This is a genomic window from Roseburia sp. 499, from assembly GCF_001940225.2.
Taxonomy (GTDB): Bacteria; Bacillota; Clostridia; order Lachnospirales; family Lachnospiraceae; genus Petralouisia.
This window is the reverse complement of sequence record NZ_CP135164.1, coordinates 783,108-808,794: the sequence shown is the minus strand read 5'-3', so window position 1 is coordinate 808,794 and position 25,687 is coordinate 783,108. Positions and strand designations below refer to the sequence as shown.

Here is a 25,687-nt window from a genome sequence, read left to right as displayed (position 1 = left end):
TCTCATCCTTCCTGACTCCATTCTACACATTTTTGCAAAAATCGGAATGCAAACTTAGGATTAGAATAATAATACAGATGCGGAAATCCTGCTGCATAATTTTCCGTTCCATTGATACAATCCCATTCTCGGTTTCCATGCGGCTTTTTCGCTTGATAAGCCGTTCCATTATTAGTCGTATCAAAATAATGAAATTCATGTGCTTTCATGGACTCTCCTATTTGTAACAATTGCCCTTCTTCCTTTGCAGTAAGCGTAATATATCCGAATCTTCCCAGCTTTTCTGTTGAATAAGCCTGTCCCTTTATCACACCTACCATGGGATATTTTCTACCTTCCATGTCCTCCATCATTTCCTGAAGATACATAAATCCACCACATTCTGCAAGATAAGGCATCCCGTTTAAAACAGCCTCTTTTATTTGCTTTTTCATAGAACTGTTTTGGCTTAACTGCTTTGCATAAAGTTCGGGATATCCTCCATAAAAAATCATACCATCCAGATGCGAAGGAAGTGTTTCATCATGCAGTGGCGAAAAGGTTACCAGCTCCGCACCCATTTCTTGCAACAATTCCAGATTATCCTGATAACAGAAACAAAATGCTTCATCTCTTGCTATACCAATTCTTGGCGTTTTTTGTTCCCTCTTCTTTTCCAACCTCGGAATCTCTGGTGTTTCCCACTCTAACACTTCTGCATCATCTGCCAGTTGCAATATTTTTTCCACATCCAGAGTCTCCTCCAGAAGTTCTGCCAATTGCTGCAATTTTTCCTGCAAGCCTGTGATTTCATCCGGTGTCACCAATCCCAAATGACGGCTTTCTATAGTAAGTTCCGGACACTTTGGCACATATCCTAATACTACAATTCCAAGTTCCTGTTCTATCTGCTCTTTTAATAACAAATATGTCATTTTTGTAGTCTGATTTAGGATAACTCCCTGAATATGACTATCCTTCCGATATTCCAAAAATCCCTTAATAAACGGAACTACCGAAAGACTCATTCCCTTCGCATTTACTATCAGAACAACCGGCGTATTTGTCACTTTTGCAAGCTCATAAGAAGAAGCCCCGTCCGTAACTCCACCGATACCATCATAAAACCCCATAACACCTTCCAGAACTGAAATATCCGCCTGTTCTGCTGTTTTTCCAAACAGATATCTCGTCTCATTTTCTTTTGTAAAAAAGGTGTCAAGGTTCTTAGATGGTGTTCCAATTACTTTCCTATGAAACATCGGGTCAATATAATCCGGTCCACATTTAAAAGCCGCTGGTTTCTTTCCCCGATTCACCAGCAGCTGCAATAATCCACATGTTATTAATGTTTTTCCACTTCCGCTTGCGGGTGCCGCCAGCATAATTCTTGGTAATTTCACATGTTCCTCCTATATTAAGGTTTCTACAACGCCTTATGTTCTACATCCTCTCGTATAAACATAACAAAAAATGCCATCAATAACAGTGCACAGGAAATCCATATTGCCCGCTCTCCTATAATCTTTGCCAGAACACTACCAAAAGCTGCTCCTACAATAAAGATTCCTATAAATACAAAATATAAAAAACTTTTATTCAATAACCGTTTATCTTTTGTTACATGATAGCTACACAACATATCTGTCGCTGTCCGTAAATTTCCAATACACATGGTACTGGCATAGGCATTTCCCTTTACCTTACGGAAACTTTGTACTTGCATAGCACAGACAAAGGAGACCAGCACATTCGCTACAAGATTCATCTTTTGTGGCATCCATCCTACGCCGAATAAAAAGAGAATCTCCATAATCACAATGAGCTGTCTCCAATGCATTTTTTCATAATATTTAAAATGTCTACGAATACGTTCTGCCACATAAACTCCTGCCGCAAACGCAAGAACAGGAAGAAGGTAACGTATTCCTGTATGATAATCTCCTGTTGCAAAACTTGTTCCCATTAAAACCATATTTCCGGTCTGTGCATTGGCAAATACCTCTCCTCGATTAAAAAAGGTATAGGCATCCTGAAATCCACCGGACAAACATAAAAAGGCTGCTACGAAAACAGATTCTGACATTTGTTGATTTTTCTTCATAATACTAGTCACTTCTATTTTTCTTTCTTCTTATCTGCCTTTTTCTGGAACTTCTCTTCTTCAATAATGAAACGTTCATGGATTCCTTCACCAACTTTTCCTGTTTCATCAAAAACATCTACTGAAAATACCAATTTTCTACCGTCTACTTCGTTCAACAAGGACTCGCACCATACCTTCATTCCTACCGGAGTTGGCGCAAGATGCTTTATATTTAAACTAGTACCTACAGTTCCCATTCCATCCTCTAATTTTTCTGCCACACTCTTCCATGCAGTCTCTTCCATTAATGCAACCATAGCCGGAGTTGCTAAAACATCTAATGTTCCACTCTTATGAACCTTTGCTGTATCCTTTTCGGCTACAACAAATTCCTGATATCCTTTGATTCCTACTTCTAACATAATAATTCCTCCTTGATATGAGTTCATTCTAGCATAGATAAGGGGGATTTTCTACTATAACTTGCCTTTATTCTTCCTCAACGTGTTCACATCCTTGTGCTATAATAGTCCGCACATGTTCATCTGCAAGAGAATAAAAAATAGACTTTCCTTCTCTTCGGCTCTTTACCAACTTATTCTGCTTTAAGATTCGTAACTGATGAGAAATCGCAGACTGAGTCATATTTAAGACCTGTGCCAAATCACATACGCACACCTCTGCTTCAAACAATACAAACAGAATCCGGATTCTGGTAGAATCACCAAATACCTTAAACAACTCTGCCAAATCATAAAGCTTCGTTTCCTCCGGCATGGTTTTATTTACAATTTTCAAAAGATTCTCATGAACCTCATAAGATTCGCAACACTCTGTTTCCTTTTCAGCCATTCCTTCACCGCCTTCCATCTACAGTTTCTTTACAAATAATGCTCGAATGGCATTCAAAACTGCAATTACCATAACACCTACATCTGCAAAAATTGCCAGCCACATATTTGCAATACCAAGAGCTCCCAAAATCAGACAAATCACCTTGATTCCTATGGCAAAGTAAATATTCTCATACACAATGCGGATACACTTTCTGGATATTTTAATTGCCTTTGCAATTTTTAACGGATCATCATCCATTAATACAACATCTGCCGCTTCAATAGCCGCATCGGAACCAAGAGCTCCCATTGCGATACCAATATCTGCTCTGGACAGAACCGGCGCATCATTAATTCCATCCCCGACAAAAGCAAGTTTTGCCTTTTCACCCTTTTTACTTAGGAGTTCTTCTACTTTTGTCACCTTATCAGCCGGAAGCAGTTCGCTGTACACTTCCTGAATATCCAATTCATCTGCCACTTTCTCTGCTACATTCTTAGCATCTCCAGTCAACATAACTGTCTTTGTGATGCCTGCCTGCTTCAATGCATGAATGGCATCCTTTGCATGAGGTTTTAAAATATCAGATATCAGAATATGGCCTGCATAGACACCATTCACCGCCATATGCACTACAGTTCCTACCTGATGGCATTCCTTGTATACAATTCCAAGACGTTCCATCAATTTCGCGTTACCTGCTGCAACTGCAACACCATCCACCTTTGCCGTCACACCATTTCCACTGATTTCCTCTATCTCTGTCACCCTACTTCTGTCAATCGGCTTTCCATATGCCTTTTGCAAACTCTTACTGATTGGATGAGAAGAAGAACTTTCTGCCAAAGCCGCATATTCTAACAACTTCTCATCTTCCATTTCATTGTGATGAATACCACTGACTTCAAATACTCCTTGGGTCATGGTACCGGTTTTATCAAATACTACATACTTTGTCTTAGAAAGTGTCTCCAAATAATTAGAACCCTTTACCAGAACGCCTTCTCTACTGGCTCCTCCGATTCCCGCGAAGAAACTTAACGGAATACTGATAACCAATGCACATGGGCAACTAATAACCAGGAAAGTCAATGCACGATATACCCAAACGCCCCATTCCGGTGTCATTCCTAATGCGAGCATCCGCACTAATGGCGGCAAGATTGCCAACGCCAAGGCACCATAACAAACTGCCGGAGTATAGTACTTAGCAAATCTGGAAATAAAGTTCTCTGATTTTGACTTCTTTGAGCTGGAATTCTCCACTAAATCAAGAATCTTAGAAACCGTAGATTCTCCAAATTCCTTTGTAGTCTGAATCTTAAGTACACCTGTCATGTTGATACATCCACTAATCACTTCATCTCCGGCTACTGCTTCTCTTGGAAGGCTTTCTCCAGTCAGTGCACTGGTATTTAATGTACTATTTCCTTCTGTAATAATACCATCAATCGGTATTTTTTCTCCTGGCTGAACGATAATAATTGACCCTATCTCCACCTCGTCCGGGTCTACCTTTTCCAGTTTTCCGTCCTTTTCTACATTGGCATAATCCGGACGAATATCCATAAGTTCACTGATATTTCTTCTGCTTTTACCAACTGCATAGCTTTGGAACAATTCTCCAATCTGGTAAAACAGCATTACGGCAGTACCTTCTTTATAGTCTCCTAAAGCAATCGCCCCTACAGTTGCAACTGCCATAAGAAAATTTTCATCAAATACCTGTTTATTTAATATTCCCTTAAACGCTTTTTTCAAAATATCATAACCGATTACCAGATACGGAACCATATATAATGCAAATTTCACATATCCCTTTATCGGAACGAACGACAAAATCACCAGCAATGTTGCTGCTATAATGATTCGTATAAAAACTTTCTTTTGCTTCTTGTTCATAGATATCCCTCCCATTCTTATAGGAAAATCTCACAATCATCCTCTACCTTTTTGCAGTTCTTCAACACTTCCTGCATTACTGCCTTTGGCTCCTGTCCTTCTTCAAATTCTACAATCATCTTAAGTGTCATAAAGTTTACAGTTGCATCCTTTACACCTGCTGTATTCTTAGCAGCTTCCTCCATCTTATTTGCACAGTTTGCACAATCTACATCAATTTTATAAGTCTTTTTCATAATATTTACTTCCTTTCCTTTTATTATTCTTTGTTTTATCATTTGAACATTTATTCATATGTTTGATTGTATTATAGCACGTAAATACGAATTGTCAATAGATTTTGAAAATTTTCCTAATTCGAAACTCAGTTTTTCCCTTCTTGCAGCCGAAGCTGAATACAAAAAATCGGATTTTCATATGTGGAACACTTTGTGTTCTTCTTACAGCAGCATAAAAGAATGAATGGGTATGCCAGAAAGATGTCTGAGGAAAGAGAAACACGGGCTTAAATGTATATCTGTCCGAGTTCTTTTGGCATACCCTTATCTAACATTCTTGTTGCTGCTGTATAGAAGAACTAAAAGTGTGGATTCATATAAAAATCCGATTTTATGTATCAGGTTCTTTGCAGAAGAAGGAAAAACCTCAGACAACGAACTTAGGAAAATACATCTTCATCCACTCATTCACCTGAAATAAATACGCCAGCATCTGAGGTCCTGCCATCAGCTGACCATACCATGGCTTTCCATAATCCGAAGACTGTTTCATGAAGTTCTGAAGTTTCTTCTTATCCAGAAAACGCAATACCGGAGCATTGGAATCCTCAAGCATTTCCTGGAACATACTTTTCAAAAGTTTTTCATACTTCGGGTCATAGGTCTTAGGATACGGGGATTTCCTGCGAAACAATACTTCCTCCGGCAATCTTCCCTGTCCAGCCTGTCGTAGAAGATTTTTCACCACACCGTTCCTTGTCTTCATTTCCCATGGCACATTCCACACATACTGCACAATTCTAATGTCTGCAAAGGGAACCCGCGCCTCCAATCCACAGTACATACTGGTTCGGTCCATACGATTCAGTAATGTCTGCATGAACCACTTTAGATTCAGATAAGAAATTTCCCTGCGTCTTGCTTCTTCCTCTGTATCCTCCGAACATTTTGGCACCTCCGCCAATGATTTATGATATGCTTCGTCTACATACTCATCCATTTTTAAATATTCTAAAAACTCCTCCGTCAAGAGCTGCTTTCTCGGTGCAAGGTCCATAGTCCACGGAAAAGTTCCTGACTCTAGCATTTCTTTTTTATGAAACCATGGATAGCCGCCAAATATTTCATCTGCGCATTCTCCCGTCAGTGTCACTTTATGAGTCTTTGCTACCTGAGAACAAAAATACAACATAGAAGAATCCACATCTGCCATAGCTGGCAAATCATGAGCCTTTACAGAATCTTTCAGCATAGAAATTTGTTGTTCATTGCTACACTCCAGAAAATGATGTTCACTGCCCAGATATTCCACCATCTTTTCTACATAAGGACGATCCTGGGACGGCTGAAAATCATTTTTCCTGAAGTTTTTCTCATTATCTACAAAATCAAAAGAAAAGGTGGTAAGCTGCTTTCCCTGTTTTTTCAGTTCTGACGCACAAATAGACGACACCAGACTGCTATCCACTCCCCCAGATAAAAAAGTACAAATTGGTACATCTGATACCATTTGCCCTGCCACACCACTATAAACAAGTTCAGAAACTTTCTCCACAGTTCTTTCATAGTCATCCTCATGTGGATGACTATGAAGCCTCCAATATTTTTCTCTGTGACAACCATCCTTTGTGCATACCAGATACTCTCCTGGCAGTACCTCATGGACTCCCTTGAAAACGCCACAGCCACCGCTCCTTGCCGGTCCGATTCCGAAAATCTCATTCCACCCTTCTCTATCTACCTCAGGCTTTGGCAAGGGGTGGGCAAAAATCCCCTTAAGTTCTGATGCAAAAATCAATTCTTCTTCACACCAGGTATAAAACAAGGGCTTTACTCCCATCGGATCTCGAAACAAATACAGTTTCTGCCCTTTAGAATCCCATAACGCAAATGCAAAAATTCCATTCATTTTTTTTACAAATTCTACCCCCAGTTCCATGACCCCGGTAAGAATCACTTCCGTATCACTAGTTGTGGTAAACTGGCATCCCCTTATTTGCAGCATTTGCCGCAATTCTGCTGTATTGTACAATTCTCCATTGTATACAATTGCACAGGTTCGCCCGTCCCTGCTTCGTATCATGGGCTGATGCCCTCCTTGAATATCAATAATGGAAAGCCTGCTATGTGAAAGCCCACAATGTCTGGACAAATAAATTCCTTCATCATCCGGTCCCCTATGCCACTGCGCCTGATGCATGGCAGTAAGAAGGGAACGGTAATATTCTGCCCGTTCCCTGTAATCCTTTTCTTTATGATAAAATCCCGCGATTCCGCACATATGTGTCCTATTCCTTCCTACTTCTATATTTGTACTATTAGTATATAGAAATCAGAAAGAACTTAGAACAACTTTACGATTTCCTTTATGTCCGTAACGCCCTTTTCCACTACTTCTTCCTCTAATACTTCTAAAATTCCAATCATATTGTGAATACTTTTCTTTTCTCTTACCAACTCGGCTAATACCTTCTTCACAAAAAGATACGAAATCTTATCCGGAACCAATCCTTCTACTACTCCCGGATATTCGTCTCTGATATGATCAATCAGATTCTTGACTAATTGTTTGTTTAATACCACATCATAATGCTGTCTGCACTGTTCAAAGATTTCGCTTATTAGCGTTTCGTAAGTAGTTTCCGTGATATGCTCTACACTTCCTTGACGCAATACCTTATCATATGCTGTAATACGATACTCCCTGTTTCCAAGTTCCACCGAATCGCGAATTCTGATGACCGGTACAAGAATTCCTGTTTTTCTTACCGTTTCCAAACGTTTTTCTGCTACCAGTTCTGTTTTAAGTCCTTCCACAAAAACCGGTATCAGGTCTTCACCAAAAATAATCTGTAACGGTTCTGCACAGAGATTATTTAACAGTTCCTGCTGCTCTTTTCGGTCATTACTTTCTATCCGAATTTCTGTCCTTGAAATATTTAAAAGCTCACAAGGGTCTGCATCCAGAATCTTGCAAATTCCACTCAAAAGCCCAATATCCGGAAAACTCTGTCCTCGTTCCCATTTCGACACTGCCTGGGCAGTTACCCCGAGTCTACACGAAAATTCTTCCTGCGTCATCTTTTTGTTTCTGCGACACTCTGCCAAATATTCGCCAAATTGTTCCATATCCATACGTTTTTCCTCCGGTTTTTCTTTTACTATAACACCGGTTTTTGTCTCCGTAAAACAACTATCTGTTTATGTTTTCTCAACTACCGCCGCAACGTCACCACATATACCGGATTCTGCCCCATCATCATTTCATAACTTCCAATTTCCTTTGACTTCGCCACGGTTACCTGCACAATTTCTTTTTCTGCAAAATCGTATTTCTTTATCAGTCTTGTCACTTCTGCAATAGTTTCTAATGAAATAGCATTTATCACCACGCGCACTTTGGGGTTCTTTTCCCACAAAATATTCAAAATTTCTTCTAATTTTCCACTGCTTCCTCCAATAAAAACGTGAGTAGGTGTAGGAAGTTCTTCTAATGCTTCCGACGCCTCTCCTTCTATAATATGAAGGTTGCTCGCTGCAAACTTATACTTATTCTGTTCAATTAACTTACATGCTTCCGGCTTTTTTTCGATAGCGTATACCGTTCCATCCACTACCATTCGGGCGCATTCCACAGAAATACTTCCGGTTCCGGCACCAATATCATAAACAAGGGAATCTCGCTGCAATCTCAGCTTGGATAAGGAAATACTCCGCACCTCTTCCTTGGTCATAGGCACCTTTTCCCGTAAAAAATCTTGGTCAGGAATCCCATGGGTTATAACGGCTTCCTTTGCCTTTGCATTTACCAGCACCAGCACGCAAAGCCCTTCCTTATCATAATCTTGAAAATCCACCGGCGTTCCTTCTTCTATCTCTTCTTCGTCACTTCCAAGCTGTCTTCCCAAATAGAGTCTGACTTGTTCCATGCCAAACAGTATTAATTCTCTACTGAGGGTTCTGATTCCCTCCGCGCCATTCGTCAGGATAAATACTTTTTCATGCTTCTGCAATGCGCCAATTACATTTTGATTGCGTCCATGAAGACTCATGAGCCGCATATCTTCCCATGACATTTGAAGTTTGGATGCAAAGTATACCACAGAGGAAATACCGCACACCATTTTTACCTGAAATTGTGTATTTTCCTGCGTCTCTAATGCCTTTATCTGCTCTAATAATGCATGTGCTCCACTGTAAAATCCCACATCTCCAGACAAAAGAACTGCTGTCTTTTCATACTGTGGATGATTTTCAATATAAGAAAGAATCTCCTGTGCCTTATAAGAAATAAATTGCACTTCCCCTTTTTTGAGTTCTTCCGGTATGGATTCTAACATACGTTTTGCACCTACCAACAGGTCTGCTTTTTTTATGGTTTCATAACCTTCCAATGTCAGTGTTTCTACGTTTCCCATTCCAATTCCCACAAGCGAAATTTCCTGTCTGACATTGCTTTCCTGTTTGGGTGAAATACTGAGTTTTTCCAATATTTCTTCCATGGAATACCCGGTTTCTTCCGGTCTTTTTATTACAACAGCTCTTGCTCCTGCCCGCTCTGCTGCACGAATTTTTTCCGGATACCCCCCTGCTCCTGCAGTCTCTTTAGTTACCAACCATTCCGCATTTACTTCCTTCATCATGGCAAGGTTCAATTCTTCACTGAATGGACCCTGCATACAGATAATCTGTTTTCCCTTGAGTCCCAGTTCATGACACTTTTCCAATTCCTCTGTTCCCGGCAAAATCCTTGCATAGATTCTTGAGGTATCCTCTATCAGTTCCATGTATCTGGCAATTTCTTTACTTCCGGTAGTAAGAAAAATATTTCCTTCGGTTTGATTCAAATATTCTGCCGCTTCTTCTGTCGAATCCACATAATAAATATGTTCCGCACGCTCACTGCTATTTCGTAACAGACGCAACACTTCTCTTTTCTGATGTTCACATGCTTTCTTGATATTTTCTGTCACTTCCTTGGCATATGGATGAGTAGCATCTATGACTGCCAGCCAGTCTTTTGATTGAATCAAGACTTCCATTTCCTCCTGATTCATACGCCCCACTCTAGCTTCTACCAACTCTGATTCCTGCATTACTTCCTGACCATATTCTGTTGCTACACAGACGGTCACTTTTACAGAGTGAGCACTTAGAATCTCTGCCAACTTTCTTCCTTCACTTGTTCCCGAAAATAATAATACTTCCTGCATGCGCCTTTTCCTCTCTGTCCTTCTAAGAGATACGATACCCTCTTGGTGTTACCATTTTTCCATTGATTTCTTTTGTGGAAGAATTCCCAATAAAAACGGTTGTAAACATATCTGTCTGTACATCTTTTAATTCCTCTAAGGAATACAGTTCCATGTACTCGCCTTTTCTGCCAATCTGAGAAACAATACCACAGACGGTTTCCGGCTTCTTTGCTTTCAGCATGATTTCACATGCTTTTTTCAAATAATCTGCCCGTTTCTTACTGGAAGGATTATACAAACAAACGGCAAGGTCTGATTCTGCTGCTGCCTGTAATCTCTTTTCAATGGTCTCCCAAGGTGTCATCAAATCGCTGAGGCTAATCACTGCAAAATCGTGCATCAAAGGTGCTCCAAGTACTGCACCACCGCTTAAGGCTGCGGTTACTCCCGGAATAATTTCCACTTCTACATCCGGATATTCTGCTCCTAGTTCTAACATCAATCCACTCATGCCATATACTCCGGCATCACCGCTACATATCATGGCTGTGACTTTGCCTTCTTGTGCCTGTTCAAATGCCAGACGACACCGCTCCACTTCCTTACGCATAGGAGTGGTGAGGAATTCTTTTTCTGCAAAATGCTCCTTCACTAAGTCCACATATACTGTATATCCTACAATAACATCGCAGCTTTCTAATGTTTTAATTGCCTTTAGGGTCATATCTTCATAAGCCCCAGGTCCAATTCCAACTACGTATAATTTATTCAAAGGTAACACTCCATTCTCTTTCTACTATTGCAAGAGTCATGCCATTTTCTGCTGTTTTTGGCAAGATGACATGGCTTGGTTGATGATTTTGTCCACAGACTGCTGCCCGTTCGCATACATTTCCCACACCGATATTTTCTTCCACAAAGGCTGACTCCGTAAATTCTCCCGATACTTCTTTTAACTGCTCCGGGGAAAAGGTCTGAAAAACAAACCCGTACTTTTGGCAAAACGCAATAATCCCCGGTTCTTCCTTCTTCTTATCCACAGAAGCTACACAGGCAATACTTTCTAATGCGATATGCTGTTGTTCTAACTGCTTTAATATGAACTGCTCTAATTCTTCCGCAGACTTTCCTTTTCGACATCCTACTCCTAGGGTTACTGCTTTTGGAATCAGATAACTTGAGGTATGAATCCCTACGTAAATATGATGCTCTTCCTCTGACGATTGCCTTAATACCAAATCCTTTGGAATATCTCCAATCACATTTCCTTCACTGAAAAATCCAACTTTTTCTCCCTGTAAAATCCCTGCGGAGATTTCTTTTGCCCATGCTCTATCTCTAATTACTAACTGATTTTTCCGGGCAAATACATCTACTGCAAACTTTCCATTCAAGTCTGTTGCTGTAGTAATCACTGCTGTTGCAGATAGTTTCTCTGCAAGATAATCGGCATATTCATTGGCTTTTCCCACATGACCGGACAAAATAGGAATGACATATTTTCCCTTCTCGTCCACCACAAGCACTGCCGGATCTGTAAATTTGTCCTTTATAAAAGGCGCAATTGCTCGCACTGCAATCCCTGTGGCTCCCACAAAAATCAAAAGTTGTGCATGCAAAAATGCATTTTCACACCATTCCTGCAAAGACCGTTCCATCTTTTTTCCATTGGTAACCTGCACTTTTCCATATGATTCTAATTCTTTTTTTATATTTGCTACTATCAGGCTTCCCTGTTCTGTGAAGCTAATGATTTCTATTTGCATGGTTTTCGAAACTCCGTTTCAAACTCAGGGTGATACAAATCACTCCTACGGTAATTACTATGTGTCACCACATCACCTACGATAATCAGTGCTGTCTTTGTAATGTTATGCTCCTGTGCCGTTTCTGCCAGTGTGTTTACAGTACAAATGTATTTTTCTTCTTCCTGCCAGGTTGCCTTATACACAATGGCTGCAGGAGTCTCAGGCTCATAGCCCCCTGCCATCAACCGTTCCTGAAGTTGTGGCAACATACCGGTACTTAAAAATATTACCATTGTGGCATGATGCGCTGCAAAGCTTGCAATTTCTTCCCTTTCCGGCACCGGAGTTCTTCCCGCCATTCTTGTAATAATGACACTTTGCGATACATCCGGCAGGGTATATTCCAGATTCAGTGCAGAGGCTGCACCACAAAAGGAACTAACGCCCGGACAGCTTTCGTAAGGAATCCCTTCCTGTTCCAAAATATCCATCTGTTCTCGGACCGCACCATAAATACTAGGGTCTCCGGTGTGAAGCCTCACTGTCATTTTCTCCTGTTGATGTGCCCGTTTCATTACCTCGATTACTTCTTCTAAGGTCATTTTTGCACTGTTATAAATTTCACAATCCGGCTTTGTTTCTTCTAACAATGCAGGATTTACTAAAGAACCTGCATAAATCACTACATCAGCCTGCTGTAACAGCTTTTGTCCCCGCACTGTAATTAAATCCGGAGCACCGCTTCCTGCTCCTACAAAATAAACCATTTCTACTGCTCCTTTACGATAATCAATGAATAATAGCCTGCTTCTTCCGGTATTTCTTCTATACTGTGATAGATTTTTTCATTTTCCATGCCACAGTTTTCTATCATAGATGCCTGAACATTCATTTTTTTCAACTGTTCCTTCACCTGTCCCATCTTTTTTCCCGCTTTCATCAATACACGGGTTCCAGATAACTTCATTCCTTCTTCGATTCCATAGGAAGATGGAATCACATGAAGCATCTCACTACGCTCCACAAGCCCCTGATTCAGCCTTGCTGATACAGCACAGAAAGATGGAATTCCACTGACAATTTCTGTTTCATATCCTGCCTGTTGGATTCTCTGATGTATATAAATATAGGTAGAATATACACAAGGATCGCCCAATGTTAAAAATGCAATGTTCTTTCCTGCATCCAACACCTGTGATACCTTTTCAAAAGCTGCTTTATGGCTCTGTGCCAGTTTTTCCTTATCCTTTGTCATTGGCATATCGACTTCTAAGCATTCCTTTTCTGCGATTTCCGGTACTGCCTGCTTTACAATTTTGTATGCCACTGTTTCTTCTTTTTGTTTTCCCGGAACTGCAATTACATCACATTCCTTTATGAGGCGTACTGCCTTTAGCGTAAGGAGTTCCGGATCTCCCGGTCCTACTCCAATTCCGTATAATTTTCCTGTCATAATTTCTCCTTAATGTAGGAACAGTTTCCATTATTTATCTGTGTAAAATCATTCTTTCTTCACTGTTTGGAGTTCCCAAAACAATCTTTTGAGTTACACCATCAAATGCAAAACCGACTCTCTTATAAAAATTTATAGCCTTTTCATTGCCCGTTAATACCCATACTGCGATATTCGGAAATTTTTCCAATCTCCTCAAAGCTTCTTGTATTAATGTATATCCTACTTTTTGGTTCTGGTACTCTTTAAGCACATACAAAGCAAATATTTCTCCACAATCTTTTAAATCACTATTCTCAGATTTACCATATCCGCAGAAACCTACCGTCTTACTTCCATCCATTGCAACAATTAGATTATCCGGCCACTTATATGCCATTTCTTTACAAGCTTCTAGCGTAACCTTTTCCTTCAAATAGTTATCATCAACGAGCCCCTTATATGACTCTTGCCACGATTTCCAATGAACAAAAGCTTTCCCTTCTATCTCATTTTCAGTCATATCTTTTATTATAATCTCCATTTTATCATTTCCTTCCTTTTTGTATCTCTTCTGCTACTTTCTCGAAATTTTCCGTTCTACCTAGTTCTCCTTGCTCATTCGAAAACAGTACCACCGCTATATTACATTTCCCATAACTTCTCTTTTCCAGATAATACTGTATCTTTTCAATTACCAGCTCCATGGTCTTTTCCAGATAACCTTGGTCTTTCAACACACGTAAGCCTTCTTCCGTGGTAACTGCCTGCATTATCTGCTGCAATACATTAACATCGACACCTGCAACCGCTGCATTAGCACATAAAATCTCCATTCTTGCATCTGCATTTCTGGAATGGGTATTCATGATCCCTCCGGCTACCTTGATAAACTTACCGATATGTGCTACAAAGAGAATATTTTCTACTCCTAATTCTATTGCCATATCAATGGTATCACCCACAAAATTGCTACATTTAATTGCAGATTCCAAGTCAAAGGGAAAGTTTTCTCTTAAAAATTCCCTTCCATAATTTCCAGGCGTAATCACAAGGCTTCTATGCCCTATTTGTATCTGCTGATTCAACTCTACCCGTATACTTGCAAGAAGTGCTGTCTCACTCATAGGCTCTACTATCCCTGTAGTTCCAAGAATAGAAATTCCGCCCATGATTCCAAGTCTGTGATTAAAGGTCTTTTCGGCTGTTTTTTCTCCCTCTGGTACGGAAATCTCTACCAGAAGTCCGCCTTGATACCCACACTCTTTACAGATATTTTCTAACTCCTCTGTAATCATCTTCCGGGGTATCTTATTAATAGCTGCAGTTCCTACCGGCTGTTCCAATCCTGGTTTTGTTACCACACCTACCCCTTTTCCACCGACGATTTCGATTCCGCACTGAGCCTTTTTTGACACACTGGCATATATCCAGAGTTTGTCTGTTACATCCGGATCATCTCCTGCATCTTTTTCTATGGCACAAGAAACGCTATCCGTTGTCTTTTTAATATCCAAAACCTCTAAATGAAGTTTAATCCCTTTGGGTGTCATTAAACTTACATATGCAATATTTTCTCCCGTAAGTAACATATGGGCTGCCGCTTTTGAAGCAGCAGCAGCACAACTCCCCGTTGTATATCCCATACGGAGCTTTTTATTATCTTTTATGATGTATTGGTTTTCTAATCCGTTTTTCATATTTCCTATCATACCATTGGAAAGAACAGCTTGCAAGAAAATAACAAAAATGTAGCAAGAATCCGATTGTTGCAGGAGGAACTTAAGCATGATATAATCGGAAGTATCGAAGCAAATGTACAGTTCGGCAACATTACGGTAGATGATGCGAAACAGTTACTGGAATTAACCGAACTTCTCTACGCACATATTTGTGCAGATTTAGAAAAAGTAGGAGGTTGTAAAAAAATGAAACCTTTACTGGATGGCGCAATCGAGCTTCCCAATGACAAATATCGATTCCGGATTGACGAATTGGAAAAAGAAATCGCAGAATATGCTGCTGAAAACGCTAGATACGCTGATGAAAACGCTAGATACGCTGACGAAATCTCGCAATTAAAAAAGCGTATTGAAGAGTTAGAGGCTCAAAAAAGATAAGACAGTTCGTGACCATCCTGTCTCTAAACAAAACTACGGATTTTGCAGAAGGAAATGCCTTCTGTTTACTTTGTTATGGATGGACACGTTTTTTGAAGGACGTGTCCTTTTTTATGCACGAACAGAAAGAGGATTATTATGACAGAAACTTTTGACCCCATCCGTTATTCTATAATAACAGAAAAAAACCCAAGAGAAATTGTGATGCTACGAGGCTCCGGCTGTGTTTGGAAACGCTGCCGTTTTTGTGACTATCATCTGGACAAGTCTTCGGATGAAGCTGCCAACTTCACCCTGAACCGTGAACAGCTCTTACAGATAACCGGACAATATCATAAGCTTGAGGTCATCAACTCCGGTAGCTTCGTAGACTTGAATGCAGATACTATCAATATGATAGAAAGCATTTGTCTGGAAAAAGGGATTACTGAAATTCATTTTGAATGTCACTGGATGCATCGTGATGCAATTCCTGCTTTCCGAGAACGTTTTTTGAAAAAAGGGATTACTCTGAAACTAAAAATCGGTGTAGAAACCTTCGATTCTCTCTTTCGGGAAAGTTATCTGGTAAAAGGAATCGATACAGATAACCCTGAGGATATTGCAAAATATTTTGATGAAGTCTGTTTGTTACAAGGAATTCCGGGACAGACAGTAGAAAGCATGGAACATGACATCGAAACAGGACTAAAACATTTTGAACGGGTATGTGTGAATATTATGGTAGAAAACCGTATGCCAATCAAACCGGACCCAAGAGTAATTGCTCTATTTCGTGAGCATCTCTATCCACGCTATATTGACAATCCACGAGTAGATATTCTCATGGAAAACACAGACTTTGGAGTAGGAGGAAACAAATAATGCCAAACGAACTTTTATTGATTTTATCACTTATATTCACTTTTTCTGCTGTTCTTGTTGCTTTTTATATTTTTCAGGAACAAGGACTTTATCTCTGGACAATTATTGCCACAATCGCTGCCAATATTGAAGCACTAATTGTTGTAAATGCCTTTGGCATGGAAATGACATTGGGAAATATTCTATTTGCTTCCACTTTTCTGGTAACAGATATTTCCAGCGAAATTTACGGAAAGAAAACTGCAAAAAAAGCTGTTTATCTTGGAATTGCAACCTCAGTGATTTTTATTCCTATCAGTTCTTCCTGGCTTCTCTATACACCAAATGCAAATGATTGGGCAATGCCAAGCATCCGCACTATTTTTTCTAATACGCCACGCCTGATGCTGGTTGGTATCATTGTCTATGTTATTGTGCAATTGTTCGACGTATGGGCATACCATAAGTGGTGGGCCTTTACTACAAAAAAATTTGGAGACAGCAAGAAATTCCTATGGATTCGTAACAACGGCTCTACTCTGATTTCTCAGTTGATGAACACTGTACTTTTTACCCTTGGAGCATTTTTAGGTGTTTACGGAGTCGAAACCCTAATTTCCATTATGGTTTCCAGTTATATTATTTTCGTAGTAACCAGTGTAGCAGATACTCCTTTCGTATATTTAGCAAGACACATATACGAAAAGAAAAAATCATAAAACTGCATATTTTATAAACAAAGACCGTTTGCCACGCTGGACAAACGGTCTTTTGCAATCATAGTTTATGCAATTCGCTCAATGCGTTCTTTCAATTTTCTCACTTCATTTTCTAACACGTTTACCCGGATTAAAAGCATTTCTTTCTCATTATCCACCATTAACGCTTCATCCAATTTTCTACTCAAGTCCAAATGTCCCTCTGCAATAATCTTAATGTTACGATTTGTCTCATTCTCCAAGGTTAATTGAATAGATTTAACTTCTGTTTTCAATTCTCCAATTTCATCAAGAATCAATTTCGTTTCTTCTGCCATAACTTATATCTTCCTTTCTTTCAAACAAGAATACTTTTTGTGCTGGCAAAATTATATTCACTCTTTCATTCATCTTCTTTACTTCACTCATATACAATATCAGATTTCACATAAAAATACAAGAATAACAAAGAATATCATATTCATAATCTCTTTAGGTTCAACCTCTGATATGCTTCTTTTGTGAAACGATGATACTCTAAGCCAAAATCATCCTCTTCCACATAATACACATAAGGGTCGATTTCTTCCTCTAAAAAGAAAATGCCCCACTCCCGCTCTTCCTGTTTTTCTATGACAACATGTTTTGAAAACTGATAAAAAACAGTAGCAACATCCTCTAGTTTGGTACCGGGAGTTGTTACTGTTTTTAAAAATGCTTTTAAAAACTCACTTTCCGGAATATGTTCATGAATATAAGAAACACCTTGTGCCGGAACTCTGACACAATATCGCCCCTTTTCATTGGTTTCATATATTGCAATATCGCCCAATTCTCTTTTTACTGCCTTACAGAACCCTTCTAATTGTTGTTCCAGATTCTCTTCCTCTGCCTCTAAAAGTTCCAAAAGAGACTCTTTTGGATAATATAACTGCACCTCTTCCTTGCGGTAACCGATTTTGATTTCCCATTCCTTTAAGGTATCATAAATATTTTTTTGCAATCCTTCTACTTTAACATCAGCCATCTCTTCCCACCTTTCCTTTTTACATTCTATCTTTATACTTCTCGATATATCTCTGTAATGTAATTATTTTCAAACTTAAACAAGAAATTCCCATAACAATTCTTTTGTTCCCGGTCTTTATAGGACAAAAATCCTTCAGAATAAATGTACCCTTGATAAAACCATGGTGCATATGCATTAAATCCACATAACTCCATTTTTCCTCTTATGACCTCAGGACTTGTAGATATGATATGCGATACCTTTCTTTCCAGTTCCTGTTCCCTTTCCTGACACATTTTCTGAATATCATAATCTATTTCCCCTGAAAATCGTTTCTCTTCTGCCTGTTCAATTAACTTTGCATAAAAAATTTCAGTTGTATTTCCTATCTCATTAGAAATCGGAAGTCCATTTTCTTTACACAACAGCAAAAACAATGCACCTGTATCATAACTAATCGCCCGTGCAGGTATCAGCTTCTCTTTTTTTAACATATTTTCCATCAGATGTATATAGCGTTTTTGATATTTTTTCTCATCTAATACTTTTAATACCTGTAACTCTACATATTCTGCCGCCCCTTCAATTGCTTCAACCTCGGTTTCATACTGATATTCATATGGAAACTGGCTTTTTCTCATCTTACGGGAACTTAAAAACTCCTGCATCTTTTCTTCCTGAAATTGTTCTCCCAACTCTTTTAAAAGAACATTCTCCCGATACCGTATCTGCAAATATTCCGGTGTATATCGATAATGCATTAATCCTTCTATTTCATCTGCAAACCGCAGTTCATTTTGTTCCAACTGGTACGCATGAAACATTTCATGAACAATTTTACTGGTCAAAATTGTAATGTCTATCGCTCCCTTTAAATACCAGATTGCAATATATCTTCCCTCATACATAATTGCAGTATTGGCGAGAAATTCTTCCGTTTTTGGAAATTCTTTTCCATTTAAAACCACAATTTCATCATTATAGAGAGCAAATTCCTTCTTATGAAATCCCGGCCATAATAAATCAAAATCTAATCTATCTATTTTTTCCTGAATTTCCTCATAAATCTTTTTCAACTCTATCATTGCAATCCTCCGTTTGGTTATGATAATCTCTCGGAATCTTTAAGCCAGTAAATATAAGGCTTTCAGATTCCTTTTTTTATAAAATCCCCCACTTTTTTGTCAAAAACACTTGACAATCGCATCAAAAAATGCGGCGCTTCGCGCCTATTGATTAATAAGAACCGTCGTTTGCGGCGGCAATCATTTTTCGATATGGAGGCGATTTTTATGTTACCTGTTAACTGTGGCAGTCATACTGACTACCAAAACTTTGTTGTTACTAATCTTCGTAAATATTATCCTAACCCTGATGTTCTTGCTCGTTCAACTTGGGATATCATTGAACGTTTCTGGAACCTTGATTTATCTGAAACCGATGTTATTCTGGCTGATAAATATTCCAAATTCGGACCTGCTCCAAGAACTCCATCCTGCATGCAGCGTTCCTATCTTTTATCCATCGATTTTAAAGTTACTTCCTTAACAGAATGGGCTGCTCAGCTTAAAATCAATCCTCTTTATGCCATTCTTAGCGGATTTGAAGTAAGCAACACTCCTGGTGTTGGAACTTTTTATGATTTCATTAACCGTTGTCTGTGGGACTCCGATGATAGTCATATGTCTTCTCATATCCATCCCCTTAAGACAAAGGTTAAAAAACCTAAATCTAAAGGAACAAAAGCGGATTCTGTAGAAAAAGTTACCGTTGCTGAACTCCTTCCCGAGTTAGAAAACACGGAGTTTCATCTGGATGATCAGCCTTATGCTTCTCTGTTTAAAATCTATAAAAAAGAATTCCTTGATAGTTCTGTCGATAAAGGACTTATTCATAAAAATGCTTTAGCACTTGCCGGAGATGGAACTCCTGTTGTCACTTCACACAGAGAACGTAAGCATCGTGTCTGCAAATGCAAAGAAAACGGTATTACTGACTGCAAATGTGACCGTTACTTTTCCCAGCCCGACTGCGATATCGGATGGGATTCATCTCGTGATTGTTTTTATCATGGGTATGACTTATACATGCTTGTCGACGCTGAAAGCGACTTGCCTGTATTTCCTCACTATTCCTGTGCCTCCAAGCATGATTCACATGGATTTTTACATGCTTTTTTCAGAATGAAATCATTCCTGCCAGACTATAAAATCTCAAAGGTACTATTAGATTCTGCCCATGATGCCATGCCTTATTATCAATACTTTCAGCGTGAAAATATCACGCCTTTTATCGATCTTAACGGCAAAGGTGGCAGACCACCTGTCTATAAAAACGACTTTACCATTGATAAGGATGGTGTACCAATCTGTCCATGTGGTTTTCGTATGCGCCGTGATGGTATTGAAATTTCAAAAGGCAGAATGAAATTCAAGTGTCCAAAAATCAGCAGGAAAAATGGTTGTATTTCCTGCACCTGCGATAATCCGTGCTCTGATGCCAAATATGGGCGTACCGTTCATTTGGTAATGAATGATAACCCAAGATTATTTAATAATCCACCAAGAAGCAGCAATGAATGGAAGCTGGAGTATAACGCAAGAACATCTGCGGAACGTTCAAATAAACGTGAGAAATTAGACTTTAAATTAGAAGACGGCAGACACCGCTCAACAAAGATGTGGTACTGCCGACTCTATCACATCCTGATGCTACAACATCTGGATGCATGGGATTTGCCATTTGAATCTACCCTCAGAAAGTTGATTTTGAATGCAGCATAATCCTATTGTCTATAATACCACTTTTTGAAACATAGTGAAAGCTATGTTTATTTCTCGTGCGATTTTTTCGTTCCACATATAATATTTACTTTTCAAAGTACAATGCCGGGTTTCCGCCGGCATGAACACTCAGGATTCCGAGAGTTCATTATGTCTTTCTCCTATAGCAAATTAAGGCATCCGGAATACTCCAAATGCCTTATCTTTTCTCTTACATATTCTTTTGAAATACTTCTTTCATATCAGCCTTTAATGAAACACCCAGCTTTTTCAAGGTATCGTCTAATGCTCCTAAAGTCTCTAACATATCTTCTACATTGGCATTACTTCCCATATGTCCGATACGAATGACTTGTCCTGCCAGAGTATCAAAGGAACCTGCCAGCATGATATTGTGTTCCTTTCGCATGGTATCCAGAATCTCTTTCGCAGTTGTTTCTCCCGGTACATCAAATACCGTAACCGTATTTGAAAATCCTGCCTCTAAGTGCAGTTTTAATCCCGCTTCTGTCACCGCTTTTCGGCAAGCATTTCCGATTTTTGCATGACGCTCCAGCATATCTTTGTCTGCTGCAATATTGTCAAAAGCTGCCCGCAGTCCGTAAATGTCACTGATTGGCATGGTATATGGGAACCACTTTGCCTCATAATATCCCTCAAAGACTTTTAAGTTAGCATAGAAAGAAGCAATCGGTGTCTTTCGCTCTGCCATCGCCTTTTTTGCATCTTCACTTACTACCACGAATGTCAGTCCCGGAGGTGCGGAAACCGCTTTCTGGGAACCACCGCACAAAATATCAATCTGATAGTCGTCTACCCGTACTTCTTCGCCAAACATGGCTGAAACAGAGTCTACTACTGTCATAATGCCATATTTTTTCAAAAGCGGGCAAATGCTTCCAATATCATTGAGCATACCACTTGGGGTATCACAATGTACTACTGTGGCATACTTATAATCATGATTATCCTTGAGATATTCTTCTAATGCTACCGTATCAATAGGATTCTTATCGTCCACTGTATAAAGTTCCGGCTTACCGCCATACATGGAAACAAAGTCTGCAAATCCCTTACCATAGATTCCATTATCTAAAACAAGAACCTTATCTCCCGGCTCTGTTAGTGATGCGCAGGCTGCTTCCAGTCCAAGAATTCCTTCACCGTCTAGAATCAGTGTCTCATTTTTTGTGTGTAGGAGACTGCTGATTAATTCGCAAGTTTCCTTATAAAATTCCACAAATTCTTCATCCAAATCCGGATTGGTACATTCCAGACTACGCGCCATGCGGACATTTTCTTTCACCTGAGTTGGTCCCGGTGTCATAATCTTATACATAGTTTGTCACCTATTATCCTAATACTTTATTCGCTGCTTTTTTCAAAGGTACGATTATAATAGCCACAATTACAATGGCCACTCCAATCTGAAGCAAATTTCCCGGAATAGAAGTAACCGGTACTATCCAATTTCCTTTAATAATTCCTTCTGCAATATAATAACCTACAATCTTAATTGGAAGCGCTGCTACCATCGCTAATAAATACCAGAAGAATCCCTTTTTCTTTTCAGCAATCAAACCTACTACAAATCCCATAATTGCTACAATAACCAAAGTAAATGGTGCCCAGACAGTCCATCCTGAAGTCACATCAAAAAGCGCCATACCGATTCCTCCGGCGATTGCTCCTGTCTTTTTACCAAAAATAATAGCAAAAATGAAAAGAGGAACATTTCCAAGATGAATGAGTCCTCCATTTGGTGCAAAAGGAAGTCTGATATTTACTAACCATGTAAATACATATACCAACGCGATTCCAATTGCGGTAATTGTTAAAAATTTCACCTGTTCTAAGCTTCCTGCTGTTTTTGTTGTTGCTTTTGTTTCTGACATTTTTCATCACTCCTCGTTAAAAATCTAGTGACTATCATACTCTCATTCTGACCTTTTTAATAGTGCCAGTTTTAAAGTTTTTCTCATGCCAGATTTCCAATACTCAATAAATCAACTCTCTCAAAGAATCGGTATAGAAAAAGATATCGTTGTTCCTACCCCAACAACACTATCACATTCCATGGTTCCGCCATGCTGCTCCACAATATATTTTGAAATATTTAAACCTATGCCAGATCCCGGCACATTCTGCGTTCTTGCTTTATTTCCGCGATAAAACAAATCAAAGACGAATGGGATATCTGCAGCCTCAATCCCTGTTCCATTATCGCTGATACTAATTACAAGAATCCTTTTTTCCTGTTCCATAATTTCAAAGGATACCTGTATTTCACACCTATCCTTCCTATATTTTACCGCATTACTTACAATATTCTGGACTACCTGAGCTATCCTGTCAGGGTCAATCAAAATAAGCACCTTCGGCGGCAACTCATAGGTAAGCTGATATTCCTGCGAAAGAGCTTCCTGTCGGTATTCCTCAAGCAGTTCTTTAAAAAAAGCATCTGCATAAAATTCACGTTTTTGCATCTGTAGCTGGTTCATCTGCGCTTTGGAATGCTCTAAAATATCCTCTGTCAACTTATTTAGTACTTTTACCTTTTTCAGCGCATGCTCCGCTGTTTCCAAAATCTGCTCCCTGGTATTTACTACTCCATATAATATCTGTTCTAAGTACCCGGTAATAATAGCAAGCGGTGTTTTTAAATCGTGTGAAATGCTTGCATATAGCACGCGTTCTTTTTCCCTTGACTGTTGTTCACGCATAGCTCCGTCACGAATCTCATCTCTCATTTTCTCAAAGTCGTGACATAATGTGCCGATTTCTCCGCTATAATCGTAACGAATGCTCTCCTCAAAACTTCCATTCAAAATACTTCTGGTTGATTTATGTATTTCATTGACTGGCCCCCAGATATCCTTTTTCATTACACGATATGCTTTATATCTTACCAAACAGATTGCTACAAGTAACAGCAGGGACATTCCAATTTCCACTCCCAACAGATCTTCCAGTGTCTTCTGCCGCTCACCAGAAAAATCCACAAGCAGCATTCCTGCCACCTCTTTGCCTCTTACGATGGGAGCCATATAATATCTATTCGTTCCTATGATACTCAAATCATACTTTTCTCCCACCGTAAAACCTTTCATGGTGGCAGCTATCACTCTTCCACCATCATCAAATACACAATAGGGGAAATCTGCCTCCCGAATGCCTGAAGGAATCTTCATAGCTTCATTCTGTTCCTCTTGCAAACAGACAAGCAACTGATTCATTTTTACCCTTATATCACGCTCATCTCCCTGATAACTAATATTGTAATATGCCGCAGAAAACAGGAAAACAAAAAGCAATAAGGCCAGCAAAAGACTGGCCACATCATAACACAATAATTTTTTTCGAATTACATCTCCCATTTATATCCAGCCCCCCAAACCGTTTTTATGTAGCAGGCGCCTGCTCGAACCATTTTCTCTCGTATTCTTCCTATGTATACGGTAATGGTATTTTCATCAATATATTCCGCGCATCCCCATACTGCATCAAGAAGCTGCTCCTTTGAGAATACTCTGCCCGGATGGGAAGCCATGTAATTAAGTAGTTGAAATTCTCTTGATGTTAATTCAATTTCCTTGCCACACACCCACACTTTGTAGGACAACGGTTCAATCTCAACCGCTCCCATTACGATTCGTTTTTCTTCTTCCTTCGGTTGGGAAAAGGATGTATAACGACGGATATGTGACTTAACTCTTGCCAAAAGCTCCAGCATGGAAAAGGGCTTCTCCATATAGTCATCTGCTCCGATTCCCAGTGACAACATTTTGTCCATATCGCTGTTTCTCGCTGATATAATCATAATCGGTGCTACCGATGTGGTACGCACAGACCTGCACACTTCAAATCCGTCTGCTCCCGGAAGCATCAGATCCAACAGTATGAGGGTCGGCCGAGCCTCCCGGGCAAGACGTATCCCATCTTGCCCGTCAAAAGCCTGTACCACCTCGTAGCCTTCCTTCTTCAGAAAACCGGACATGATTTCCTGAAGTTCCTTATCATCTTCAATTAACAGGATTCTTTCTCCCGCCATGGTATCCTCCTTACCAGTTATGTTCTTTTAAGAAAGTATACACCGTGTTTTCTCTCTCTTTTCTGGTTTCTTCCGTATAATGTCCCAGATTCAAATCTCCTACAATTCTGCCATCTTCCAGATAAAGAAGTCTGGTTGCTCTGGCTGCAGCCTTAAGGTCATGGGTAACCATGACAATTGACTGCCCCTCTTCGTTCAACTCCGTCAAAAGGTCAAGCACCTGCTTCCCCATAGATGAATTCAACGCTCCGGTAGGCTCATCTCCAAAAATCACGCCTGCCCCGGATATCAGTGCCCGGGCAATCGCTACACGCTGCTTCATTCCACCGGATATTTCTGAAGGGTATTTTTCCGCCATATCGGCAAGTCCCATTCGTTCTAAAAGCTGCCTTGTCTTTTGATTAATTTTCTCTTTTTCTGCTGTACCATAGCCGCAGTATGCAATATTCTCAAACACATTCAGATCCGAAAGAAGATTCATACTCTGAAACACAAATGACACTTTCTCTTTTCTGATTCTGGCAGCTCTTTTTTCATTGATTTTTGCAATATCCTCACCATATAACATTACACTACCTGAGGTAGGTTTGTCCATAGTAGAGAGCGAATACAACAATGTTGACTTGCCACTTCCACTACTTCCCATTATAATCGTAAAATCTCCTTCGTAAATAGATAAATTTATATTTTTCAGCACATTGTTTGCATTTTTTCCAACCACAAAGCTCTTACACAAATCTCTGGTTTCAATAATCGTCTTTTTCATATACATGTGTCCTTTCTGCT

General features: G+C 39.6%; 27 protein-coding genes. 4 read left to right on the top strand and 23 right to left on the bottom strand.

All coding sequences use genetic code 11. The features are described from left to right. Positions 1–2: 2 nt before the first annotated feature. From BIV20_RS04085 to cbiD, 15 genes are all read right to left on the bottom strand, one after another. Positions 3–1,382, bottom strand: coding sequence for a cobyrinate a,c-diamide synthase (locus BIV20_RS04085; RefSeq protein ID WP_075718368.1), 1,380 nt, complete (start codon positions 1,380–1,382; stop codon positions 3–5). Positions 1,383–1,405: 23 nt separating this feature from the next. Beyond that, positions 1,406–2,083, bottom strand: coding sequence for a YoaK family protein (locus tag BIV20_RS04080; protein WP_075718366.1), 678 nt, complete (start codon positions 2,081–2,083; stop codon positions 1,406–1,408). A gap of 14 nt (positions 2,084–2,097) precedes the next feature. Beyond that, positions 2,098–2,487 carry a thioesterase family protein gene (locus BIV20_RS04075; protein WP_075718364.1) on the bottom strand — a complete coding sequence of 130 codons (390 nt, stop codon included), beginning with the start codon at positions 2,485–2,487 and terminating at the stop codon, positions 2,098–2,100. A gap of 67 nt (positions 2,488–2,554) precedes the next feature. After that, positions 2,555–2,917 (bottom strand): ArsR/SmtB family transcription factor, encoded by a 363-nt coding sequence (locus BIV20_RS04070; RefSeq protein ID WP_075719162.1) that lies wholly within the window; start codon positions 2,915–2,917, stop codon positions 2,555–2,557. A gap of 18 nt (positions 2,918–2,935) precedes the next feature. After that, entirely contained in the window at positions 2,936–4,804 is a 1,869-nt protein-coding gene (locus BIV20_RS04065) for a heavy metal translocating P-type ATPase (RefSeq protein ID WP_075718362.1), read from the bottom strand. Between the two features lie 17 nt (positions 4,805–4,821). Then, positions 4,822–5,040: a cation transporter gene (locus BIV20_RS04060; protein WP_075718360.1), complete on the bottom strand. Its 219-nt coding sequence runs from the start codon at positions 5,038–5,040 to the stop codon at positions 4,822–4,824. Positions 5,041–5,449: 409 nt separating this feature from the next. Continuing rightward, positions 5,450–7,303 carry an asparagine synthase (glutamine-hydrolyzing) gene (asnB, locus tag BIV20_RS04055; RefSeq protein WP_075718358.1) on the bottom strand — a complete coding sequence of 618 codons (1,854 nt, stop codon included), beginning with the start codon at positions 7,301–7,303 and terminating at the stop codon, positions 5,450–5,452. A gap of 62 nt (positions 7,304–7,365) precedes the next feature. Next, on the bottom strand, positions 7,366–8,157 hold the full coding sequence (locus BIV20_RS04050) for a helix-turn-helix domain-containing protein (RefSeq protein ID WP_075718356.1): 792 nt from the start codon (positions 8,155–8,157) through the stop codon (positions 7,366–7,368). Between the two features lie 80 nt (positions 8,158–8,237). Further along, positions 8,238–10,235, bottom strand: coding sequence for a bifunctional cobalt-precorrin-7 (C(5))-methyltransferase/cobalt-precorrin-6B (C(15))-methyltransferase (locus tag BIV20_RS04045; RefSeq protein ID WP_075718354.1), 1,998 nt, complete (start codon positions 10,233–10,235; stop codon positions 8,238–8,240). 22 nt (positions 10,236–10,257) lie between these two features. Next, positions 10,258–10,989, bottom strand: a complete 732-nt coding sequence (gene cobJ, locus BIV20_RS04040) for a precorrin-3B C(17)-methyltransferase (protein ID WP_075718352.1) — start codon at positions 10,987–10,989, stop codon at positions 10,258–10,260. Beyond that, the gene (locus BIV20_RS04035; protein WP_075718350.1) at positions 10,982–11,983 is read right to left on the bottom strand and encodes a cobalt-precorrin 5A hydrolase; all 1,002 of its coding nucleotides are present in this window, start codon (positions 11,981–11,983) and stop codon (positions 10,982–10,984) included. The genes cobJ and BIV20_RS04035 overlap by 8 nt, the downstream gene beginning before the upstream one ends. Beyond that, the gene (gene cobM / locus BIV20_RS04030; RefSeq protein WP_075718348.1) at positions 11,974–12,732 is read right to left on the bottom strand and encodes a precorrin-4 C(11)-methyltransferase; all 759 of its coding nucleotides are present in this window, start codon (positions 12,730–12,732) and stop codon (positions 11,974–11,976) included. The genes BIV20_RS04035 and cobM overlap by 10 nt, the downstream gene beginning before the upstream one ends. Positions 12,733–12,734: 2 nt before the next feature. After that, on the bottom strand, positions 12,735–13,418 hold the full coding sequence (cobI, locus tag BIV20_RS04025) for a precorrin-2 C(20)-methyltransferase (RefSeq protein ID WP_075718346.1): 684 nt from the start codon (positions 13,416–13,418) through the stop codon (positions 12,735–12,737). 34 nt (positions 13,419–13,452) lie between these two features. Beyond that, positions 13,453–13,941, bottom strand: a complete 489-nt coding sequence (locus BIV20_RS04020; protein WP_075718344.1) for a GNAT family N-acetyltransferase — start codon at positions 13,939–13,941, stop codon at positions 13,453–13,455. Between the two features lie 4 nt (positions 13,942–13,945). After that, positions 13,946–15,097, bottom strand: coding sequence for a cobalt-precorrin-5B (C(1))-methyltransferase CbiD (gene cbiD / locus BIV20_RS04015; RefSeq protein WP_075718342.1), 1,152 nt, complete (start codon positions 15,095–15,097; stop codon positions 13,946–13,948). Between the two features lie 30 nt (positions 15,098–15,127). On the opposite strand from cbiD, the gene BIV20_RS04010 reads away from it, so the two are divergent. From BIV20_RS04010 to BIV20_RS04000, 3 genes are all read left to right on the top strand, one after another. Next, positions 15,128–15,517, top strand: a complete 390-nt coding sequence (locus tag BIV20_RS04010; protein ID WP_075718340.1) for a hypothetical protein — start codon at positions 15,128–15,130, stop codon at positions 15,515–15,517. Between the two features lie 138 nt (positions 15,518–15,655). Continuing rightward, positions 15,656–16,381 carry a radical SAM protein gene (locus BIV20_RS04005; protein ID WP_075718338.1) on the top strand — a complete coding sequence of 242 codons (726 nt, stop codon included), beginning with the start codon at positions 15,656–15,658 and terminating at the stop codon, positions 16,379–16,381. After that, on the top strand, positions 16,381–17,079 hold the full coding sequence (locus BIV20_RS04000) for a queuosine precursor transporter (protein ID WP_075718336.1): 699 nt from the start codon (positions 16,381–16,383) through the stop codon (positions 17,077–17,079). Before BIV20_RS04005 ends, BIV20_RS04000 begins: the two co-directional genes overlap by 1 nt. 65 nt (positions 17,080–17,144) lie before the next feature. On the opposite strand, the gene BIV20_RS03995 is transcribed toward BIV20_RS04000, so the two are convergent. The 3 genes from BIV20_RS03995 to BIV20_RS03985 all read right to left on the bottom strand — a co-directional run bounded on the left by BIV20_RS03995 (position 17,145) and on the right by BIV20_RS03985 (position 19,152). Next, positions 17,145–17,396 (bottom strand): hypothetical protein, encoded by a 252-nt coding sequence (locus tag BIV20_RS03995; protein ID WP_075718334.1) that lies wholly within the window; start codon positions 17,394–17,396, stop codon positions 17,145–17,147. Positions 17,397–17,539: 143 nt separating this feature from the next. Then, positions 17,540–18,085, bottom strand: coding sequence for a DUF3877 family protein (locus tag BIV20_RS03990; protein ID WP_075718332.1), 546 nt, complete (start codon positions 18,083–18,085; stop codon positions 17,540–17,542). A gap of 32 nt (positions 18,086–18,117) precedes the next feature. Next, entirely contained in the window at positions 18,118–19,152 is a 1,035-nt protein-coding gene (locus BIV20_RS03985; protein WP_075718330.1) for a hypothetical protein, read from the bottom strand. Positions 19,153–19,359: 207 nt separating this feature from the next. Here BIV20_RS03985 and BIV20_RS03980 point away from each other — a divergent pair, with 207 nt between their 5' ends. Further along, entirely contained in the window at positions 19,360–20,850 is a 1,491-nt protein-coding gene (locus BIV20_RS03980; protein ID WP_075718328.1) for a hypothetical protein, read from the top strand. 211 nt (positions 20,851–21,061) lie between these two features. Here BIV20_RS03980 and BIV20_RS03975 read toward each other — a convergent pair whose 3' ends face one another. From BIV20_RS03975 to BIV20_RS03955, 5 genes are all read right to left on the bottom strand, one after another. Continuing rightward, positions 21,062–22,189: a pyridoxal-phosphate-dependent aminotransferase family protein gene (locus tag BIV20_RS03975; RefSeq protein ID WP_075718326.1), complete on the bottom strand. Its 1,128-nt coding sequence runs from the start codon at positions 22,187–22,189 to the stop codon at positions 21,062–21,064. Between the two features lie 13 nt (positions 22,190–22,202). Beyond that, positions 22,203–22,745, bottom strand: a complete 543-nt coding sequence (locus BIV20_RS03970; protein WP_075718324.1) for an ECF transporter S component — start codon at positions 22,743–22,745, stop codon at positions 22,203–22,205. Between the two features lie 120 nt (positions 22,746–22,865). Further along, on the bottom strand, positions 22,866–24,227 hold the full coding sequence (locus BIV20_RS03965; protein ID WP_075718322.1) for a HAMP domain-containing sensor histidine kinase: 1,362 nt from the start codon (positions 24,225–24,227) through the stop codon (positions 22,866–22,868). Next, positions 24,215–24,901: a response regulator transcription factor gene (locus BIV20_RS03960; protein WP_075718320.1), complete on the bottom strand. Its 687-nt coding sequence runs from the start codon at positions 24,899–24,901 to the stop codon at positions 24,215–24,217. Before BIV20_RS03960 ends, BIV20_RS03965 begins: the two co-directional genes overlap by 13 nt. 10 nt (positions 24,902–24,911) lie before the next feature. After that, on the bottom strand, positions 24,912–25,667 hold the full coding sequence (locus BIV20_RS03955) for an ABC transporter ATP-binding protein (RefSeq protein WP_075719160.1): 756 nt from the start codon (positions 25,665–25,667) through the stop codon (positions 24,912–24,914). Between the last annotated feature and the right edge of the window lie 20 nt (positions 25,668–25,687).

What these genes read in the sequence shown, in the direction of transcription:
- BIV20_RS03995 (WP_075718334.1), bottom strand. Translation starts at nt 17,396, where the DNA reads ATGGCAGAAGAAACGAAATTGATTCTTGATGAAATTGGAGAATTGAAA.
- BIV20_RS03955 (WP_075719160.1), bottom strand. Translation starts at nt 25,667, where the DNA reads ATGAAAAAGACGATTATTGAAACCAGAGATTTGTGTAAGAGCTTTGTG.
- BIV20_RS04050 (WP_075718356.1), bottom strand. Translation starts at nt 8,157, where the DNA reads ATGGATATGGAACAATTTGGCGAATATTTGGCAGAGTGTCGCAGAAAC.
- BIV20_RS04080 (WP_075718366.1), bottom strand. Translation starts at nt 2,083, where the DNA reads ATGAAGAAAAATCAACAAATGTCAGAATCTGTTTTCGTAGCAGCCTTT.
- asnB (WP_075718358.1), bottom strand. Translation starts at nt 7,303, where the DNA reads ATGTGCGGAATCGCGGGATTTTATCATAAAGAAAAGGATTACAGGGAA.
- BIV20_RS04020 (WP_075718344.1), bottom strand. Translation starts at nt 13,941, where the DNA reads ATGGAGATTATAATAAAAGATATGACTGAAAATGAGATAGAAGGGAAA.
- BIV20_RS04075 (WP_075718364.1), bottom strand. Translation starts at nt 2,487, where the DNA reads ATGTTAGAAGTAGGAATCAAAGGATATCAGGAATTTGTTGTAGCCGAA.
- cbiD (WP_075718342.1), bottom strand. Translation starts at nt 15,097, where the DNA reads ATGAAAAACGGATTAGAAAACCAATACATCATAAAAGATAATAAAAAG.
- BIV20_RS04045 (WP_075718354.1), bottom strand. Translation starts at nt 10,235, where the DNA reads ATGCAGGAAGTATTATTATTTTCGGGAACAAGTGAAGGAAGAAAGTTG.
- BIV20_RS03990 (WP_075718332.1), bottom strand. Translation starts at nt 18,085, where the DNA reads ATGGCTGATGTTAAAGTAGAAGGATTGCAAAAAAATATTTATGATACC.
- BIV20_RS03985 (WP_075718330.1), bottom strand. Translation starts at nt 19,152, where the DNA reads ATGATAGAGTTGAAAAAGATTTATGAGGAAATTCAGGAAAAAATAGAT.
- BIV20_RS04000 (WP_075718336.1), top strand. Translation starts at nt 16,381, where the DNA reads ATGCCAAACGAACTTTTATTGATTTTATCACTTATATTCACTTTTTCT.
- BIV20_RS04060 (WP_075718360.1), bottom strand. Translation starts at nt 5,040, where the DNA reads ATGAAAAAGACTTATAAAATTGATGTAGATTGTGCAAACTGTGCAAAT.
- cobM (WP_075718348.1), bottom strand. Translation starts at nt 12,732, where the DNA reads ATGGTTTATTTTGTAGGAGCAGGAAGCGGTGCTCCGGATTTAATTACA.
- cobI (WP_075718346.1), bottom strand. Translation starts at nt 13,418, where the DNA reads ATGACAGGAAAATTATACGGAATTGGAGTAGGACCGGGAGATCCGGAA.
- BIV20_RS04070 (WP_075719162.1), bottom strand. Translation starts at nt 2,917, where the DNA reads ATGGCTGAAAAGGAAACAGAGTGTTGCGAATCTTATGAGGTTCATGAG.
- BIV20_RS04035 (WP_075718350.1), bottom strand. Translation starts at nt 11,983, where the DNA reads ATGCAAATAGAAATCATTAGCTTCACAGAACAGGGAAGCCTGATAGTA.
- BIV20_RS03965 (WP_075718322.1), bottom strand. Translation starts at nt 24,227, where the DNA reads ATGGGAGATGTAATTCGAAAAAAATTATTGTGTTATGATGTGGCCAGT.
- BIV20_RS03980 (WP_075718328.1), top strand. Translation starts at nt 19,360, where the DNA reads ATGTTACCTGTTAACTGTGGCAGTCATACTGACTACCAAAACTTTGTT.
- BIV20_RS03975 (WP_075718326.1), bottom strand. Translation starts at nt 22,189, where the DNA reads ATGTATAAGATTATGACACCGGGACCAACTCAGGTGAAAGAAAATGTC.
- BIV20_RS03960 (WP_075718320.1), bottom strand. Translation starts at nt 24,901, where the DNA reads ATGGCGGGAGAAAGAATCCTGTTAATTGAAGATGATAAGGAACTTCAG.
- BIV20_RS03970 (WP_075718324.1), bottom strand. Translation starts at nt 22,745, where the DNA reads ATGTCAGAAACAAAAGCAACAACAAAAACAGCAGGAAGCTTAGAACAG.
- BIV20_RS04065 (WP_075718362.1), bottom strand. Translation starts at nt 4,804, where the DNA reads ATGAACAAGAAGCAAAAGAAAGTTTTTATACGAATCATTATAGCAGCA.
- BIV20_RS04005 (WP_075718338.1), top strand. Translation starts at nt 15,656, where the DNA reads ATGACAGAAACTTTTGACCCCATCCGTTATTCTATAATAACAGAAAAA.